The organism is Sphingomonas sp. Leaf20 (genome assembly GCF_001421535.1).
Classification (GTDB): domain Bacteria; phylum Pseudomonadota; class Alphaproteobacteria; order Sphingomonadales; family Sphingomonadaceae; genus Sphingomonas.
This window is the reverse complement of sequence record NZ_LMKN01000009.1, coordinates 442,661-457,409: the sequence shown is the minus strand read 5'-3', so window position 1 is coordinate 457,409 and position 14,749 is coordinate 442,661. Positions and strand designations below refer to the sequence as shown.

The window sequence follows — 14,749 nt, the reverse complement described above, 5'->3', positions numbered from 1 at the left end:
GCTAATCGTCTGAAAATCTGTATCCGGCGCCATAGAGCGTCTCGATCGCATCGAATTCCGGGTCGACCTGTCGGAACTTGCGGCGAAGGCGTTTGATATGGCTGTCGATTGTCCGGTCATCGACGTAGATGTCGTCCTGATAGGCGGCATCCATCAGCTGGTTGCGTGTCTTCACGATCCCCGGCCGCTGCGCGAGTGTTTCGAGGATCATGAACTCGGTCACGGTGAGCGTAACGGGAAGCCCGTTCCACATCGTCCGGTGACGCGCCGGATCCATGTTCAGACGACCACGATCGAGCGGGCCCGCCGTCTCCGCTTCGGTTTCCGATCCCGGGGACTGCGTCAGTTCGGTGCGCCGCAGGATCGCACGGATACGCGCGATCAGCAGGCGTTGCGAAAAGGGCTTGGCGATATAGTCGTCGGCACCCATCGCGAGGCCCAGCGCCTCGTCGAGCTCGTCGTCCTTGCTGGTCAGGAAGATGACGGGGATCTGGCTCTTCTCGCGGAGCCGACGGAGCAGCTCGAGCCCATCCATTCGCGGCATCTTGATATCGAAGATCGCGAGATCCGGCGGGTTGTCGGTCAGCGCCTTCAGCGCCGTTTCCCCGTCGGAATAGATACGCGTCGTGAACCCCTCGGTCTGCAGCGCGATCGACACCGAGGTCAGGATGTTCCGGTCGTCATCGACCAACGCGATCGTCGCGGTCATGGGAAAACTGTCATTCGATCGCCGTTCGCATCCGTCATGCATCCATCACGTGCGGACCGGACTAAGCCAAAGTCGGGCGCCACTCAACAACATCGCGCGTTTGAGCCAATATGGGTCATGAAATGTCTGACGATGGTAAGATTGTAGGTTACCCCGTTTGACCCGTGCCGGGGCGCCGGATACATCGACTTTCAATCACATACATACGTATGCGGCAGAGTTTATGGAGAGTTGACGTGGCGGATTTGCGCATTCCCGATGGCGGGCTGGCAGAACAGGGGATCGAGACCCCGGCGAAGCTGCACTGGAACCTCGTTACCGCCCAGCTCGTCGAGGCCGCGCTCGAGCGTGGCGAGGGCACATTGTCCGCCGATGGACCGCTCGTGGTGACGACGGGTGCCCATACGGGGCGCTCGGCGCAGGACAAGTTCATCGTCCGCGATGCCGAGACGGAAAGCACCGTGTGGTGGGGCAAGAGCAACAAGGCGATGGAGCCGGCGCATTTCGAGGCGCTCAAGGCCGACTTCTTCAAAGCGCTCGCCGATCGCAAGGAGCTGTTCGTCCAGGATCTGTACGGTGGGTCGCAGACGGATCATCGCGTCCAGGTCCGCGTGATCACCGAGCTTGCTTGGCATAACCTCTTCATCAGGACGATGCTGGTCCGCCCCGAAGAGGCCGCGCTCAAGGGCTTCGTCGCCGATTATACGATCGTCGATCTGCCGAGCTTCCGCGCCGATCCGGCCCGTCATGGTTGCCGCAGCGAGACCGTGATCGCGGTCAACTTCACCGACAAGCTCATCCTGATCGGCGGCACCAAATATGCCGGCGAGATGAAGAAGTCGGTGTTCGGACTGCTCAATTATCTGCTGCCGCCGACCGGCGTCATGCCGATGCACTGTTCGGCCAACATGGGACCGAATGGCGATACCGCCGTGTTCTTCGGCCTGTCGGGTACCGGCAAGACGACGTTGTCCGCCGACGCGAGCCGTACCCTCATCGGCGATGACGAGCATGGCTGGTCGGATACCGCCGTCTTCAATTTCGAGGGTGGCTGCTATGCGAAGATGATCCGTCTCTCCGCGGATGCCGAGCCCGAGATCTTCGCGACCACGAAGCGGTTCGGCACCGTGCTCGAGAACGTCGTGATGGACCCGACGACGCGCCTGCTCGATCTCGACGACCACACGCTCGCGGAAAACAGTCGCGGTGCCTATCCGATCGACTTCATCCCGAATGCGTCGGATGAGAATATGGGCCCGGTTCCGCGCAACATCGTGATGCTGACCGCGGACGCCTACGGCGTTCTGCCCCCAATCGCGAAGCTGACGCCCGATCAAGCGATGTACCATTTCCTGTCGGGCTACACGGCTCGCGTGGCAGGAACCGAGATCGGCGTGACCGAGCCCGATGCGACATTCTCGACGTGCTTTGGCGCGCCGTTCATGCCCCGCCACCCTTCGGTGTACGGCAATTTGCTCAAGGAGCGGATCGCAAAGGGTGGCGTCGACTGCTGGCTGGTCAACACCGGCTGGACGGGTGGCAAATATGGCGTCGGCAACCGGATGCCGATCAAGGCCACGCGGGCATTGCTCAACGCGGCGCTCGACGGTAGCCTGAACGACGCGACGTTCCGGACCGATCCGAACTTCGGGTTCAAGGTGCCGGTCAGCGTTCCGGGCGTCGACGACGCGATCCTCGACCCGCGCGCCACCTGGGCGGACAAGGATGCCTACGACGCGACGGCGGCAAAACTCGTCGACCTGTTCGTCGAGAACTTCGCTCAGTTCGCCGATCATGTCGATGAGGGCGTCCGGCAGGCCGCCCCCAAGACTCGCGAAGCGGTATAACGCGTAGGATCTGTCCTGACCGGTCGTCTGCTTCGGGGCGGGGGTGCTTCATATTGCACGCCCGCCACGGGTATGCGTCGGGTCAGACCGGCGTCACGTCCGCCACGCCGTCAGCGACGCGCGTAATCCGAACACGTGTCCCAGCCGCGGCGTCGTCCCCGCGTGCCGGCCAGCTTCCATCGCCGACCAACACCCGCCCGCGTCCATCCACGATCGCCGTTTCGACGATCACGATCTGCCCTACCATCCTGGCGGACCGGTCGTTTAGCATCGGGTCGGCACCGGCGACGGGATAGTCGCGGTACCAGCGCCGGCCGATCAGGACCGTCGCGGTGCTCCAGACCGCGAACGACGCCAACTGGACGGCGATCGGCAACTCCGGAAGCGCGAGAAGGGCAACCCCGGTCACAGCTGCGGCGATTGCCAGGAACACGAGGAATATCCCGGGCGCGGCAAGCTCCGCGATCCCTAGCACAAGCGCGGCAATCAGCCACGCGCCAGCCGCACCGATCATTCCCATCAGGTCGTGGGCGGTTCGGTTGAGGACGACAGTTCAAACGGACCACGCGGCGCCGGTTTGGCTGGGGGTGGACTGACCGTTTCGCGCAGCGCGTCCTTGGCGAGTTCGCCGATCCCACCCAGCGTGCCCATCAGCTGCGTCGCTTCGACGGGGAACAATATCGTCTTGGCGTTTGGCGATGTTGCGAACTTGCCGATGGCCTCGACATATTTCTGCGCGATGAAATAGTTGATCGCCTGCGCCCCGCCTTCCTCGATCGCGTGCGAGACGGCGCGGGTGGCAGCGGCTTCGGCTTCGGCGGCGCGCTCGCGTGCTTCCGCATCGCGAAACGCCGATTCCTTGCGCCCTTCGGATTCGAGGATTCGCGCCTGTTTCTGCCCCTCGGCACGAAGGATTTCGGAAGCGCGTGAGCCCTCGGCGTCGAGGATGTTGGCGCGCTTCTCTCGTTCGGCCTTCATCTGCCGGCCCATGGCGTTGACGATGTCGGCCGGCGGTCGGATGTCCTTGATCTCGACGCGCGTGATCTTGACGCCCCAGGGGGTCGTCGCGTGGTCGACGACGCTGAGCAGGCGCGCATTGATCTCGTCGCGCTTCGACAGGGTCTCGTCGAGGTCCATCGACCCCATCACCGTCCGGAGATTGGTCGTCGTGAGCTGAAGAAGCGCCTGGTACAGATCCGACACCTCGTACGCCGCCTTTGCGGAGTCGAGCACCTGGAAGAACACGACGCCATCCGTCGAGATCATCGCATTGTCCTTTGTGATGATCTCCTGACCGGGGATGTCGATGACCTGTTCCATCATGTTGACCTTGCGGCCAACACGGTAAAAGAACGCGGGGTAGAAGTTGAAGCCGGGCCGGGCGACCGCGGTGAAGCGTCCGAAATGCTCGATCGTGTACTGATATCCCTGACGGACGATCTTGATGCTGGTCATCAGGTAGAAAAGCACCAGCGCCACTGCGAGCGCGGCTATCACAAGACCCATGGTAACTCCCCCATCCGTGTATCGCTTCGCTATAGCACGTCGACCGACGAGAGGCCTAGCCGTACGCGTCGGCTTTGGTTACATGGCGCGCCACCTCACACCCAGGATCGGCAGCTTACATGGATATCCGCCTCGGCCTCACCTTCGACGACGTCCTCCTGTATCCGGGCGAGTCGGACGTCCTGCCTAGCCAGGCGGACACGCGTACCCAGCTGACGCGCGGCATCGCGCTGAACATCCCGATCCTGTCCTCGGCGATGGACACCGTCACCGAGGCGGACATGGCGATCGTCATGGCGCAGCTCGGCGGCATTGGCGTGCTCCACCGCAACCTCACCGTCGAGCAGCAGGTGGCGGCAGTGCGGCAGGTCAAGCGGTTCGAGTCGGGGATGGTCGTCAATCCGATCACGATCAAGCCGACTGCGACGCTGGGCGAGGCCCAGGCGTTGATGGCAGGGCACCGCATCAGCGGTATCCCCGTTGTCGAGGCGGACGGCAAGCTCGTCGGTATCCTCACCAACCGCGACGTGCGCTTTGCCGGCAACCCGCAGCAGCCCGTCAGCGAATTGATGACGCATGAAAACCTCGCCACGGTTTCGACCGAGGTCGGCAAGGAAGAAGCCCGCCGCCTGTTGCATCAGCGCCGGATCGAGAAGCTGCTGGTCGTCGATGCGCAGTATCGCTGTGTCGGGCTGATCACCGTCAAGGATATCGAGAAGGCGGTCATGTTCCCCGATGCCACGAAGGACGAGGCAGGCCGGCTGCGCGTCGCGGCCGCGACGACGGTCGGCGACAAGGGGTACGACCGGACCGAGCAGCTGGTCGATGCGGGCTGCGATCTGATCGTGATCGATACCGCGCATGGGCATAACCGTGACGTCGGCCGCGCTGTCGAGCGCGTCAAGAAGCTCTCCAATTCCGTCCAGGTCGTCGCGGGCAATGTCGCGACCGCTGCGGCAACGCGCGCGCTCATCGACGCCGGTGCCGATGGCATCAAGGTCGGGATCGGGCCCGGTTCGATCTGTACGACGCGTGTCGTCGCAGGCGTCGGCGTGCCGCAGCTGACTGCGGTCATGGATTGTGCCGAAGCGGGTCACAAGGCAGGCGTCCCCGTCATTGCCGATGGCGGGATCCGGACCTCGGGCGATATGGCCAAGGCGCTCGCCGCGGGCGCCTCGACCGTCATGATCGGCTCGCTGCTGGCCGGGACCGACGAGGCACCGGGCGAGACGTTCCTGTATCAGGGGCGCGCTTATAAGTCCTATCGCGGGATGGGCTCGGTCGGCGCGATGGGCCGCGGCTCGGCGGACCGCTATTTCCAGGGCGATATCAAGGATCAGCTGAAGCTCGTTCCCGAGGGGATCGAGGGCCAAGTCGCCTATAAGGGGCCGGCAAAGGACGTCATCCATCAGCTCGTCGGCGGCATCAAGGCAGCAATGGGCTACACAGGCTCGGCAACGATCCCCGACCTTCAGTCGCGCGCCGAATTCGTCCAGATCACGGGCGCGGGCCTGATGGAGAGCCATGTCCATGACGTGACGATCACGCGTGAGGCGCCGAACTACCCGACCCGCTAAGCGCTGCCCCCCGAAAATATTCCCCTCCCGGCGCCGGGAGGGGCTAGGGGGGGGCATGATGATGAGCTTGTTGTACCGATCGCCGCTGATATCCCTCCTTGTTGAGGAGTCAGCAGCATGACCCCCCCGGCGCGAACGCAGGCTGCGATCGAACTGCTCGATCAGATCATCGTCGCTGCGCGCGAAGGCGGCGCTGCCGCCGACACGCTGATCGCGCGGTATTTCGCGACCAGGCGCTATGCCGGGTCGAAGGATCGTCGGGCCGTTCGCGAGCTCGTCTATTCCGCCATCCGCAAGGCCGGCGATCGCCCCGAGGACGGGCGGTCCGCCATGCTGCTCGTCGCCGATGCCGATCCCGCCGTTGCGGAAACCTTCGATGGCTCGACGCATGCGCCGGCGTCGATCGCAAAGGATGAGCCGCGGGCACGAGCGGGTGTCGCCCCGCAATGGCTGACCAAGGCGTTGCGCGCGTCAGGGCTTGATGGCGCCGCGCTGACCGACCTGGCCGGCCGCGCGACGCTCGATCTTCGCGTAAACCGGCTTATAACCGACCGCGCAGCCGTTCTGGCGGCGCTGCCCGAGGCGGAGGCGACCGATAAGGCGCCGGATGGCATCCGGCTTCCGCTGGGTACCAATGTCGAGTTGCTCCCGTTGTTCAACGGAGGCGCTCTCGAGGTTCAGGACGAAGGCAGTCAGATCGTCGGTCTTGCGATGCAGGCAAAACCTGGCCAGCGGATCGTCGACTTCTGCGCCGGGGCAGGCGGCAAGACGCTCGCGCTGGCAGCGGCGATGGCCGATCAGGGTGTGATCCTGGCATGCGATACCGACCGCAACCGGTTGGCGAGGCTCGCCCCCCGCGCAACCCGCGCGGGCGCGACGATCATCGACACGATGCTGCTCAATCCCGGCCGCGAGCGGGATGCGCTGGTCGAATGGAGCGGGCAGGCCGATGGCGTGCTTGTCGACGCCCCCTGCTCGGGGACCGGGACGTGGCGGCGCAACCCGGAGGCCCGGTGGCGGCTCACCCCCGACCGCCTGTCGCGGTTGCAATCGACGCAGCAGCAGGTTCTCTCGGCGGCATCCTCGCTGGTCAAGCCGGGCGGCGCGCTCGTCTATATTGTCTGCTCGCTGCTGGACGCGGAGGGCACGGATCAGGTCAGCTGGTTCCTGAACGCGCAGCCGGGTTGGCAGGTCGATCGCTTTACCTTGCCCGCCGGTGCGGAGCATGGTCACGGTATCCGCCTCGAGCCCGGCCGAGACGGGACGGATGGCTTTTTTGTCGCGCGGCTTATCCGCGCATGCTAGCCGCCTAGCAATGCTAGCCAATGTCGCTGTGCGCCGCCTGGAGACCCTGATGCGTTTTTCGACCGTTGCCTTTGCTGCCGCGCTAACGGTGGTGTCGGTGTCGACCTCGCTCAGCGGGCAGCGCCCGGACAACCAGATCGACCCCCGGTCGATGCAGCTGCTGGCGCAGGGCCGCAGCCTGAAGGCGGCCGGCAATCTGGACGGTGCGACCGACATGCTGGAAACAGCGGTTGCGGTCGATCCGCGCAATCGTGCGGCGTTCATCGAGCTGGCAAAGGTCGCAGAGGCACGCGACCTTCCCGGAAAGGCGATCCGTCTCTACCGCGAGGCGTTGCTGCTCGAGCCGAACGACGTCGTCGCGCTCAACGGACAGGGCACCGCCTTGGTCATGAAGGGTGCGGTCGTTCGTGCGCGCGACAACCTCGCCAAGATCAGGACGATCTGCAAGGGCGCATGCCCCGAGGCAAGCCAGCTTGCCGCGACGATCGCCAAGGGGCCGCCGATCACGACGGCGCAGGTCGCTCCCAAGCCGGCGCCGGCCAAGGACTGACCGATCAGCGGGAGGCGCTGACCGCTGATTCTGCCTCGCGGGCCAGCGCGACGAAGTCGACCACCGCGAGTGTCTCGGCGCGGCGCGTTCCGTCGATACCGATCCGTTCGAGCGCATCGAGCGCGCCCGGTACCGACTTCAGGCTTTGCCGGAGCATCTTGCGCCGCTGCCCGAACGCCGCGCCGGTAAGCCGCTCTAGCAGGCTGAAATCGACATCCTGCGGCGCGGGCGATGGGGTGATATGAACGACCGCCGACATGACCTTCGGCGGCGGCGTGAAGGCGGAGCGATGGACGGGCATCGCAATACGCGCGGTGCTTCGCCACTGCGCGAGTACGGCGAGCCTGCCGTAATGGTCGCTGTCGGTTGTCGCGACGATACGCTCGGCGACTTCCCTCTGGAACATCAGCGTCAGCGATTGCCACCACGGCATCCAATCCGTCGATAGCCACCCGACGAGCAACGCCGTGCCAACATTGTACGGCAGGTTCGAGACGATATGCGGTGCGCCTTCGAAGAGCGACGGGGCGTCGATCGCCAGTGCGTCGCCTTCGAGCACGCGCAGGCGCCCCGGGAACGCATCGCCGAGTTCGCCGAGCGCCGGGATGCAGCGATGGTCGCGTTCGATCGCGGTAACCCGCGCGCCTGCGGCGAGCAGCGCACGCGTGAGGCCACCCGGGCCCGGTCCGATCTCGAGAACTTCCCTGTCGTGGAGATCCCCCGGAACCGCGGCGATCCGCGCGAGCAGCTGCCCGTCGAACAGGAAGTTCTGACCAAGCGCCTTGCTTGCGTTCAGGCCGTGCCGCGCGATGACTTCGCGGAGCGGCGGCAACGGCATTGTCGGTTGGATCATTGCGCGAGCGCGGACCGTGCACGACGGTCCGCCGCCTGGCCGGCCATTGCAATCGCAGCGATCATCGCACCGGGCTCGGCCATATCCTTGCCCGCGATGGAAAAAGCGGTGCCGTGATCGGGCGAGGTCCGGACGATCGGGAGGCCGAGCGTGATGTTCACACCCTCATCGAAATGGATGGTCTTGAGCGGAACCAGCGCCTGGTCATGGTAACAGCAGAGCGCCGCATCATAGGTCGCACGGGCACGCGGATGGAACAACGTATCTGCCGCAAAAGGACCCGTCGCATCGATGCCCTCGGCCTGGAGGATCGCGATGGCCGGTTCGATGACGTCGATCTCCTCGCGACCCAGCGCGCCCTGTTCGCCGGCGTGCGGATTGAACCCTGCAAACGCCAGCCGAGGGGCTTCGATACCGAAATTGCGGGTCAGCCCCCGCGCGGTTGCACGCGCGCGCGCGAGGATGAGATCGATGGTCAACATGGACGAGACCGCGTTGAGGGGGACGTGCGTGGTGATGGGTACGACCCGAAGCGACGGACCGGCGAGCATCATCACGGCATTCTCACCGGCAATGCCAAACCGTTCGGCGACGAATTCGGTCTGACCCGGATGGCTGAAACCGATCGCATAGAGACGCGCCTTCGACACTGGCCCGGTCACCAGCGCGCGGGCTGCGCCGGTCCGGACGAGTCCTACGGCGAGTTCGAGCGAATGGAGCGCGCATCGGGCCCCATCGGTGTCCGGCACGCCCGGCACGACATCGCCCGCGTCCTCGACGCTCAGCACGGGAACGCCCGTCGCAAAGGCAGCGCTGCCTTCGTCGAGGCTTGTAACGCGGACGAGCGGACCGTTCCACACCCGCTCGATCGCTCGGGCGTCACCGATCGCCACGAACGGCGGCAGATCATGGGCTTCACGCTTAGCCCACGCCTTGGCGATGATCTCAGGTCCGATTCCGGCCGGGTCGCCCATCGATACCGCCAAGGGATTGCGCATGCTCATCGTTCGATCAGCGATATTCGACCACCGCGTCGCGACGGAGATCGCGCAGCTTCTGTTGCGCACGCAGGTTGACGCGCTGCTGCTCGAGCTGACCCTGGATCTGGGCCGAGCTTGGCAGCGCGCCCGATTGCGGATCGTCGCGACCACACAGCACGAGCGCGCGGACACCCTGTTCGGCGGAGCCGAATGGCGGACTCGACTCGCCGACCTGAAGCTTCAGCATGACTTCCTGCAGCTGCGGCGGGAGATCACGGATACGCACGGTGTCATTGTCGACCACGTCGGCGCCGATCCCGGCAGCGACCTTCTCGACGGTCCCGCAGCCCCGAAGATCCCTCGTAGCCTGCGCGAACGCCTCGGCGCGCACCGCGGCCTGTGCCTGCGTCGTGTTCGCCGGAAAACGCAGCGTGAGCTGCTTGAGGCTGAGCCGTGCGTCGCGCGGATCCGCCGTGAGCACCTGCCGCTTGTCGGTCAGATAGAGAATCGAATAGCCGCCCGAGACTTCGATCGGCCCGGCGACCTGACCGACCTGCATCGACTGTGCCGCCTCGGCGAGCTGCGGCGGCAGCGTTGCGGCGCGCACCCAGCCAAGGTCACCGCCGACTGCACGCGTCGACGCTTCCGAGAACTGCGTCGCATAATAATCGAACGGCTTGCCGCCCTTCTGGATATCCTGGATCAGCTGGCGGGCGTTGGCATAGACCTGCTGGCCGTTGGTCGCATTGCCCGCAAGGTAGATCTCCTTGAGGTTGAACTCGTCGGTGCCCTTGGCTGCCTCGAGGCGGTCGATGATGCCCTTGACCTCCTCGTCGCCGACATTGACGAACGGCTCCACGCGCTTGCGCAGATAGCGCTGCCAAGCCAGTTCACCCTCGATCTGCCGCTTGAGCGAACGATCCGACGACCCCGTTTCGCGCAGATAGGCGGTCATCGCCACGGGGGTGCGGTTGAAGCGCTTCGATACCGCGTCATAGCTCTGGGTAAGTTCGGCGGGCGAGATCGTGATGTCGGCCGTCTTCGCTTCCTGAAGCTGCAGCGTCTCGTCGATCAGCTGGCGCAGGACCTGGAGCTTCAGCCGGTCGCGGTCTTCGGGCGACAGCTTCGCACCTTCGTTTGCCATCGCGATCAGCGCGACACGCTGGTCGACGTCGGTGCCGGTGATGACCGAATCGTTGACGATCGCCGTCGGCTTTCGAACGTTTGGATCGACCTTGCCGAAGATCTGGAGGTTAGCCGGAATGTCGAGCCCGGTATTGTCCGGTATGCTCTGATCGGACACGGTGCGGCCCGAGTTGGCCGCCGGTGGCGCGGTTTGCGCTACGGCGCCAGCCGCCAGGGCCGCCAAGACCACTGCCCCGATTACCCGGCTTCCACGCGTTGCCAGTCGAACATCATGCTTCAAGATATCGGTATCCCATCATCGCGTAATCATCGCACGCAACGCGCGTCTTGCCGTGCAGTAGCTGAATAGGGGCTTAGCGGCCCAGATTAGTGAAGGCCAGCGTCAGCAGGAAACTGTTGCCCCTGCGCGCATCCCCGGTGTTGTTGTAATAGCGTCGCCACGTTGCACCGAGCCGCAGACAATCGTCCTCATATTGGACACCCAGCCGGTGGCGGATCGGATCGAAGCCGCTCGACTGCGACAAGGGGTCCTCCGCACGGTTCGTGAGATCGACGACCGCCGAACCGAACGCCGACCAGAATTTGGCGAACTGGACACGCCCTGCGACGCGCGCCTCTTCGCGATCCTGGAGATCCTCGATCGCCGGCGTGATGTCGCGGTTGAGCCGGAGATACCCGACAAGAATGTAGGTTGCGCGCGAGCCGAGCGTGGCGTCGATTTCGTTGCGGCGGACCGCGAAGCCGTCCTTGTCGAGGCGGAACCGGTGAGTCACCGAGACGAAGTCGCGGAAGCGGACCTCCGTGCGACCGACGACATCCGAGAACCGGTCGCTGAGTCCCGTGCCGTCGGGGAGGATGGTCGGTCGCGTGTCGAGGCGGTAGCTCTGGCCGATGTTCGTCTCGATCGCGATCCCCGGCAGATCGATCGCCCAGTCGGCGCCATAGGTGACACGGGTCGAATCCTCGAACCGGTCATATCCGGCGAACCGGTTGAGCGAAAACAGGTTGGACGTATCCAGATCGAGCGCACGACTGTCTTCATTGGGGACAGAAAGATTGGCCAGCTTCGGTGCCGCGACGACCTGTACCCGCGGCGTGAGACGCTGCGTGCCGCCGAGGAAGGACCCGATGAACGGCCATTTCACGTCGACGGCAACCGCGCCGATCGCGCGGCCGGTAAAGCCTTCGTTCCCGCGATAGCTCGCGACCGACGTCAGCAGCGTATCGTCGGTATTGTAGGCATCGCCGCGTGCGAAGGCGGTGAAGGTGACTTCCTGCCCCCACCGCGTCAGACGACGGAGGTCCCACTGGAGGCTGGCGAACGCGCGCTGCGTGTCCTGCCCATCCGTTCGCGTCAGCGCGAGCGTGTTCAGCTGCAGCTGGAACCGGCCTCCGAGCACGCCGTCGTCGAACCGCTTGCGATAGTCGATTTCCGGCAGCGCGATCGGTTGCTGGCCTTGCGGATCGTTGACCCGCAGCGTCTGTGCAGCCCAGGCGGTCAGCGACAGGTAGCTCGAATCGTCGACCCGCTGAATACTGGCGGTCGAACGGAGCCGATCATCGCGGGAAATGTCGTAGCGTCGCAGGAACGTGCGATCGGTCGTCACACGCAGCGATGCGCTGGCACTCCATTGCGGCGAGAACTGGTATCGCGCGATGCCGTCGAGATAGCCGCGAAAAGCCATCTCCGTGTCGGCGGGGTTGCTGTTCAGCAGGTCGTCGCTGCGCCGGCTGGCCGTGGCATAGGCGTTGACCCTGAACGCCCCCTTCGTCCCCAGCTGCGAATAATCGGCCTGCACCATCGGCAGGACGCTCGAATAGACGCGAGGCGTGATCACGAGGCCCTTGTTTGGCCCCAGCTTGAAATAATAGGGAACACCGAGCTCGAGCCCGTTGACCCGGCTGTAACTCGCGGTCGGCGACAAAAGACCGCTGTCGCTGCCGCCGCCCACGGGCGTGGAGAATTTGGGCAGCGGGAGCGAGGGAAGCCCGAAGAGGTGGAGTCGTCCGCCGTCGAAATAGATACGCTCTCGCTGCGGACGATAGGTCACGCGTACGGCCGTGATCTTCCACGTCGGGTCCTTCGGGCATCCTTCCGAATTGGTGACCGAGCACGGCGTATAGGCGGCGCTGCGAAGGTTGAGCGTTCCGTCCGCTTCGCGCGTACCCTGCGCTGCCGCCATTCGTCCGCCCTGCTCGAGCACCACGAGCATATTGTCGACGACGCCGTCCTTGAGCGAATCGGTGAGCTCGATCTGGTCGCCATAGGCGATGTCGCCCTGCGGGTTGGTCACCGCGATATCGCCGGTCGCGAGCACCTTGCCCGTCTTGCGGTTCCAGACGACCGTGTCCGCGCGCAGGCGGCTTCCCTCGCGAAACATGCGAACCGCACCCTTGGCGGTCACGACATCGGTGTTCGTGTCATATTCGAGCGTCTCCGAGCTGAACTGGACCTGGTCCGCGTCCGGCACCGTCGGCGCGCCCGCCGCCGGTGCTTCGGGCGCAGGGGGTGTGACCGGGCGGTCCTGCAGATCCTGCGCATGGGTAGGCGACGCCGCCAGCAATGCGAGCGACAGGGCGCAACCCGCCAAAAGGTCGATACGCAGCACGATGAACATCAGCCCCTTTTGGCATTCGGGCCACCGTTCGTGCCCGTCGAAGGCCGCCTATCGCACCACCGGGCCTTTGCTGCAATCGTCGTGCTTTGCCAGACCCGCGTCATGAGCCTAGGAGGCTGTCATCGCCTATTTATCCCGTGGTTCGAGGTCCCCTGATGCAGATCCATTTCGCTCCCGCCGCTGCCGCTGATGCCGCCATTCTCGCACTTCCCGTCGGCAAGGACGGCGTGCCCCATATCGTCTGGGGTGCGATCAGCGAGCATGCGCAGGCTGTCGCGGACCAGGCCACCACCGCGGCGCGCTTCTCGGGCGACGCGGGTTCGATCGTCGAACTCTTCGTCCCTGTCGACGATGTCGTTCGGCAGGTCTTGCTGGTCGGGACGGGTGCGGGAAGCGAGAACGACTGGGAGAAGGCCGGCGGCGCCGTCGTCGCGCGCCTGCTGACGTCGGGCGCGACGGCGGTCACCGTGATGATGCAGGCTCTGCCATCGGCACCTTCGGCCGATCTCGTCGCGCGGTTTGCCGCGGCTGCCGAACAGCGCGCGTGGCGCTATGATACCTATCGTACCAAGCTTGCCGAGACGGCGAAGCCGACGCTGACGACGCTGACGATCGTCGGGTCTGGTGACGGAGGCGAAGCCGCATGGGCGCGCCACGACGCCGTCACCGACGGGCTCGATCTGACCCGCTGGCTCGTCACCTCGCCCCCGAACATCCTGTACCCGGAGAGCTTCGTCGCGAAGGTCACGAAGGAGGTCGAAGGTCTGGGCGTCGAGATCACCGTGCTCGACGAAGCGCAGATGGCGGATCTCGGCATGGGCGCCTTGCTGGGCGTGAGCCAGGGCTCGCGTCGGGAAGCCCGTATCCTCGCGCTGAAGTGGAATGGTGCTGGCGCGGATGCACCGACGCTGGCGTTCGTCGGCAAGGGTGTGACGTTCGACTCGGGCGGCATCTCGATCAAGCCCGGCGCGGGCATGGAAGACATGAAGTGGGATATGGGCGGTGCCGGTGCGGTCGCCGGCGCGATGAAGGCGCTTGCCGCGCGCAAGGCCAAGGTGAACGTCGTCGGCGTCATGGGGCTGGTCGAGAACATGCCCGACGGCGCGGCCTTGCGGCCCAGCGACGTCATAACCTCGATGTCGGGTCAGACGATCGAAGTGCTCAACACCGACGCCGAAGGCCGGCTCGTGCTGTGCGATTGTGTCACATGGGTGCAGAAGACGTTCAAGCCGACGATGATCGTCGACCTCGCGACGCTGACGGGTGCGATGATCGTCGCGCTCGGGACGGAGAATGGCGGCATCTTCGCCAATGACGATGCGCTCGCGGACAAGCTCCTCGCGGCGGGGAAGGCGACCGGCGAGACATTGTGGCGGTTTCCGCTGTCGCCGGCCTATGACAAGCTGATCGATTCGCCGATCGCTGACATGAAGAATGTCGGTCCCCGCGGCGCCGGTTCGATCACCGCGGCACAGTTCATCCAGCGTTTCGTCGACGAGGGCGTCAAGTGGGCGCATCTCGACATCGCCGGCATGGTCTGGTCCGACAAACCGGGGACGAACCACGACAAGGGCGCGACGGGATATGGCGTGCGGCTGCTCGACCGGTTCGTCGCGGACAATTTTGAGGGCTGAGGCTAAAGCGCATGTGCCCATCGT

Annotated in this window: 12 protein-coding genes; 5 read left to right on the top strand and 7 right to left on the bottom strand. The window is 65.0% G+C overall.

Translation table 11 applies throughout. From position 1 onward, the window contains the following. Nucleotide 1 precedes the first annotated feature (1 nt). The gene (locus ASE72_RS15525; RefSeq protein WP_056023338.1) at nt 2-709 is read right to left on the bottom strand and encodes a response regulator transcription factor; all 708 of its coding nucleotides are present in this window, start codon (nt 707-709) and stop codon (nt 2-4) included. 245 nt (nt 710-954) lie between these two features. Between ASE72_RS15525 and ASE72_RS15520 the strand changes: the two genes are divergently transcribed. Beyond that, on the top strand, nt 955-2,556 hold the full coding sequence (locus ASE72_RS15520) for a phosphoenolpyruvate carboxykinase (RefSeq protein WP_443024783.1): 1,602 nt from the start codon (nt 955-957) through the stop codon (nt 2,554-2,556). A gap of 82 nt (nt 2,557-2,638) precedes the next feature. Here the strand turns inward: ASE72_RS15520 and ASE72_RS15515 are convergent, their stop codons facing one another. Together ASE72_RS15515 and ASE72_RS15510 are read right to left on the bottom strand one after the other, a co-directional pair. Then, a complete protein-coding gene (locus ASE72_RS15515) occupies nt 2,639-3,070 on the bottom strand; it encodes an NfeD family protein (protein ID WP_235532388.1) in 432 nt (143 codons plus the stop codon). 5 nt (nt 3,071-3,075) lie between these two features. Further along, nucleotides 3,076-4,062 (bottom strand): SPFH domain-containing protein, encoded by a 987-nt coding sequence (locus ASE72_RS15510; RefSeq protein ID WP_056023329.1) that lies wholly within the window; start codon nt 4,060-4,062, stop codon nt 3,076-3,078. Between the two features lie 119 nt (nt 4,063-4,181). Here ASE72_RS15510 and guaB point away from each other — a divergent pair, with 119 nt between their 5' ends. The 3 genes from guaB (at nt 4,182) to ASE72_RS15495 (ending at nt 7,494) form a co-directional block, all read left to right on the top strand. After that, entirely contained in the window at nt 4,182-5,639 is a 1,458-nt protein-coding gene (gene guaB / locus ASE72_RS15505) for an IMP dehydrogenase (RefSeq protein WP_056023327.1), read from the top strand. Nucleotides 5,640-5,756: 117 nt separating this feature from the next. Next, complete coding sequence (locus ASE72_RS15500; protein ID WP_056023324.1) at nt 5,757-6,944, top strand: RsmB/NOP family class I SAM-dependent RNA methyltransferase; 1,188 nt, start codon at nt 5,757-5,759, stop codon at nt 6,942-6,944. Nucleotides 6,945-6,993: 49 nt separating this feature from the next. After that, entirely contained in the window at nt 6,994-7,494 is a 501-nt protein-coding gene (locus ASE72_RS15495) for a tetratricopeptide repeat protein (protein ID WP_156350535.1), read from the top strand. Nucleotides 7,495-7,498: 4 nt separating this feature from the next. On the opposite strand, the gene rsmA is transcribed toward ASE72_RS15495, so the two are convergent. From rsmA to ASE72_RS15475, 4 genes are all read right to left on the bottom strand, one after another. Then, nucleotides 7,499-8,347 carry a 16S rRNA (adenine(1518)-N(6)/adenine(1519)-N(6))-dimethyltransferase RsmA gene (gene rsmA, locus ASE72_RS15490; protein WP_056023317.1) on the bottom strand — a complete coding sequence of 283 codons (849 nt, stop codon included), beginning with the start codon at nt 8,345-8,347 and terminating at the stop codon, nt 7,499-7,501. Then, nucleotides 8,344-9,345 carry a 4-hydroxythreonine-4-phosphate dehydrogenase PdxA gene (pdxA, locus tag ASE72_RS15485; protein ID WP_156350533.1) on the bottom strand — a complete coding sequence of 334 codons (1,002 nt, stop codon included), beginning with the start codon at nt 9,343-9,345 and terminating at the stop codon, nt 8,344-8,346. Before pdxA ends, rsmA begins: the two co-directional genes overlap by 4 nt. Before the next feature lie 13 nt (nt 9,346-9,358). After that, on the bottom strand, nt 9,359-10,630 hold the full coding sequence (locus tag ASE72_RS15480; protein WP_235532387.1) for a peptidylprolyl isomerase: 1,272 nt from the start codon (nt 10,628-10,630) through the stop codon (nt 9,359-9,361). 196 nt (nt 10,631-10,826) lie between these two features. Beyond that, entirely contained in the window at nt 10,827-13,091 is a 2,265-nt protein-coding gene (locus ASE72_RS15475) for an LPS-assembly protein LptD (protein WP_200916318.1), read from the bottom strand. A gap of 155 nt (nt 13,092-13,246) precedes the next feature. On the opposite strand from ASE72_RS15475, the gene ASE72_RS15470 reads away from it, so the two are divergent. Continuing rightward, nucleotides 13,247-14,725, top strand: a complete 1,479-nt coding sequence (locus tag ASE72_RS15470; protein ID WP_056023308.1) for a leucyl aminopeptidase — start codon at nt 13,247-13,249, stop codon at nt 14,723-14,725. Nucleotides 14,726-14,749: the final 24 nt, after the last annotated feature.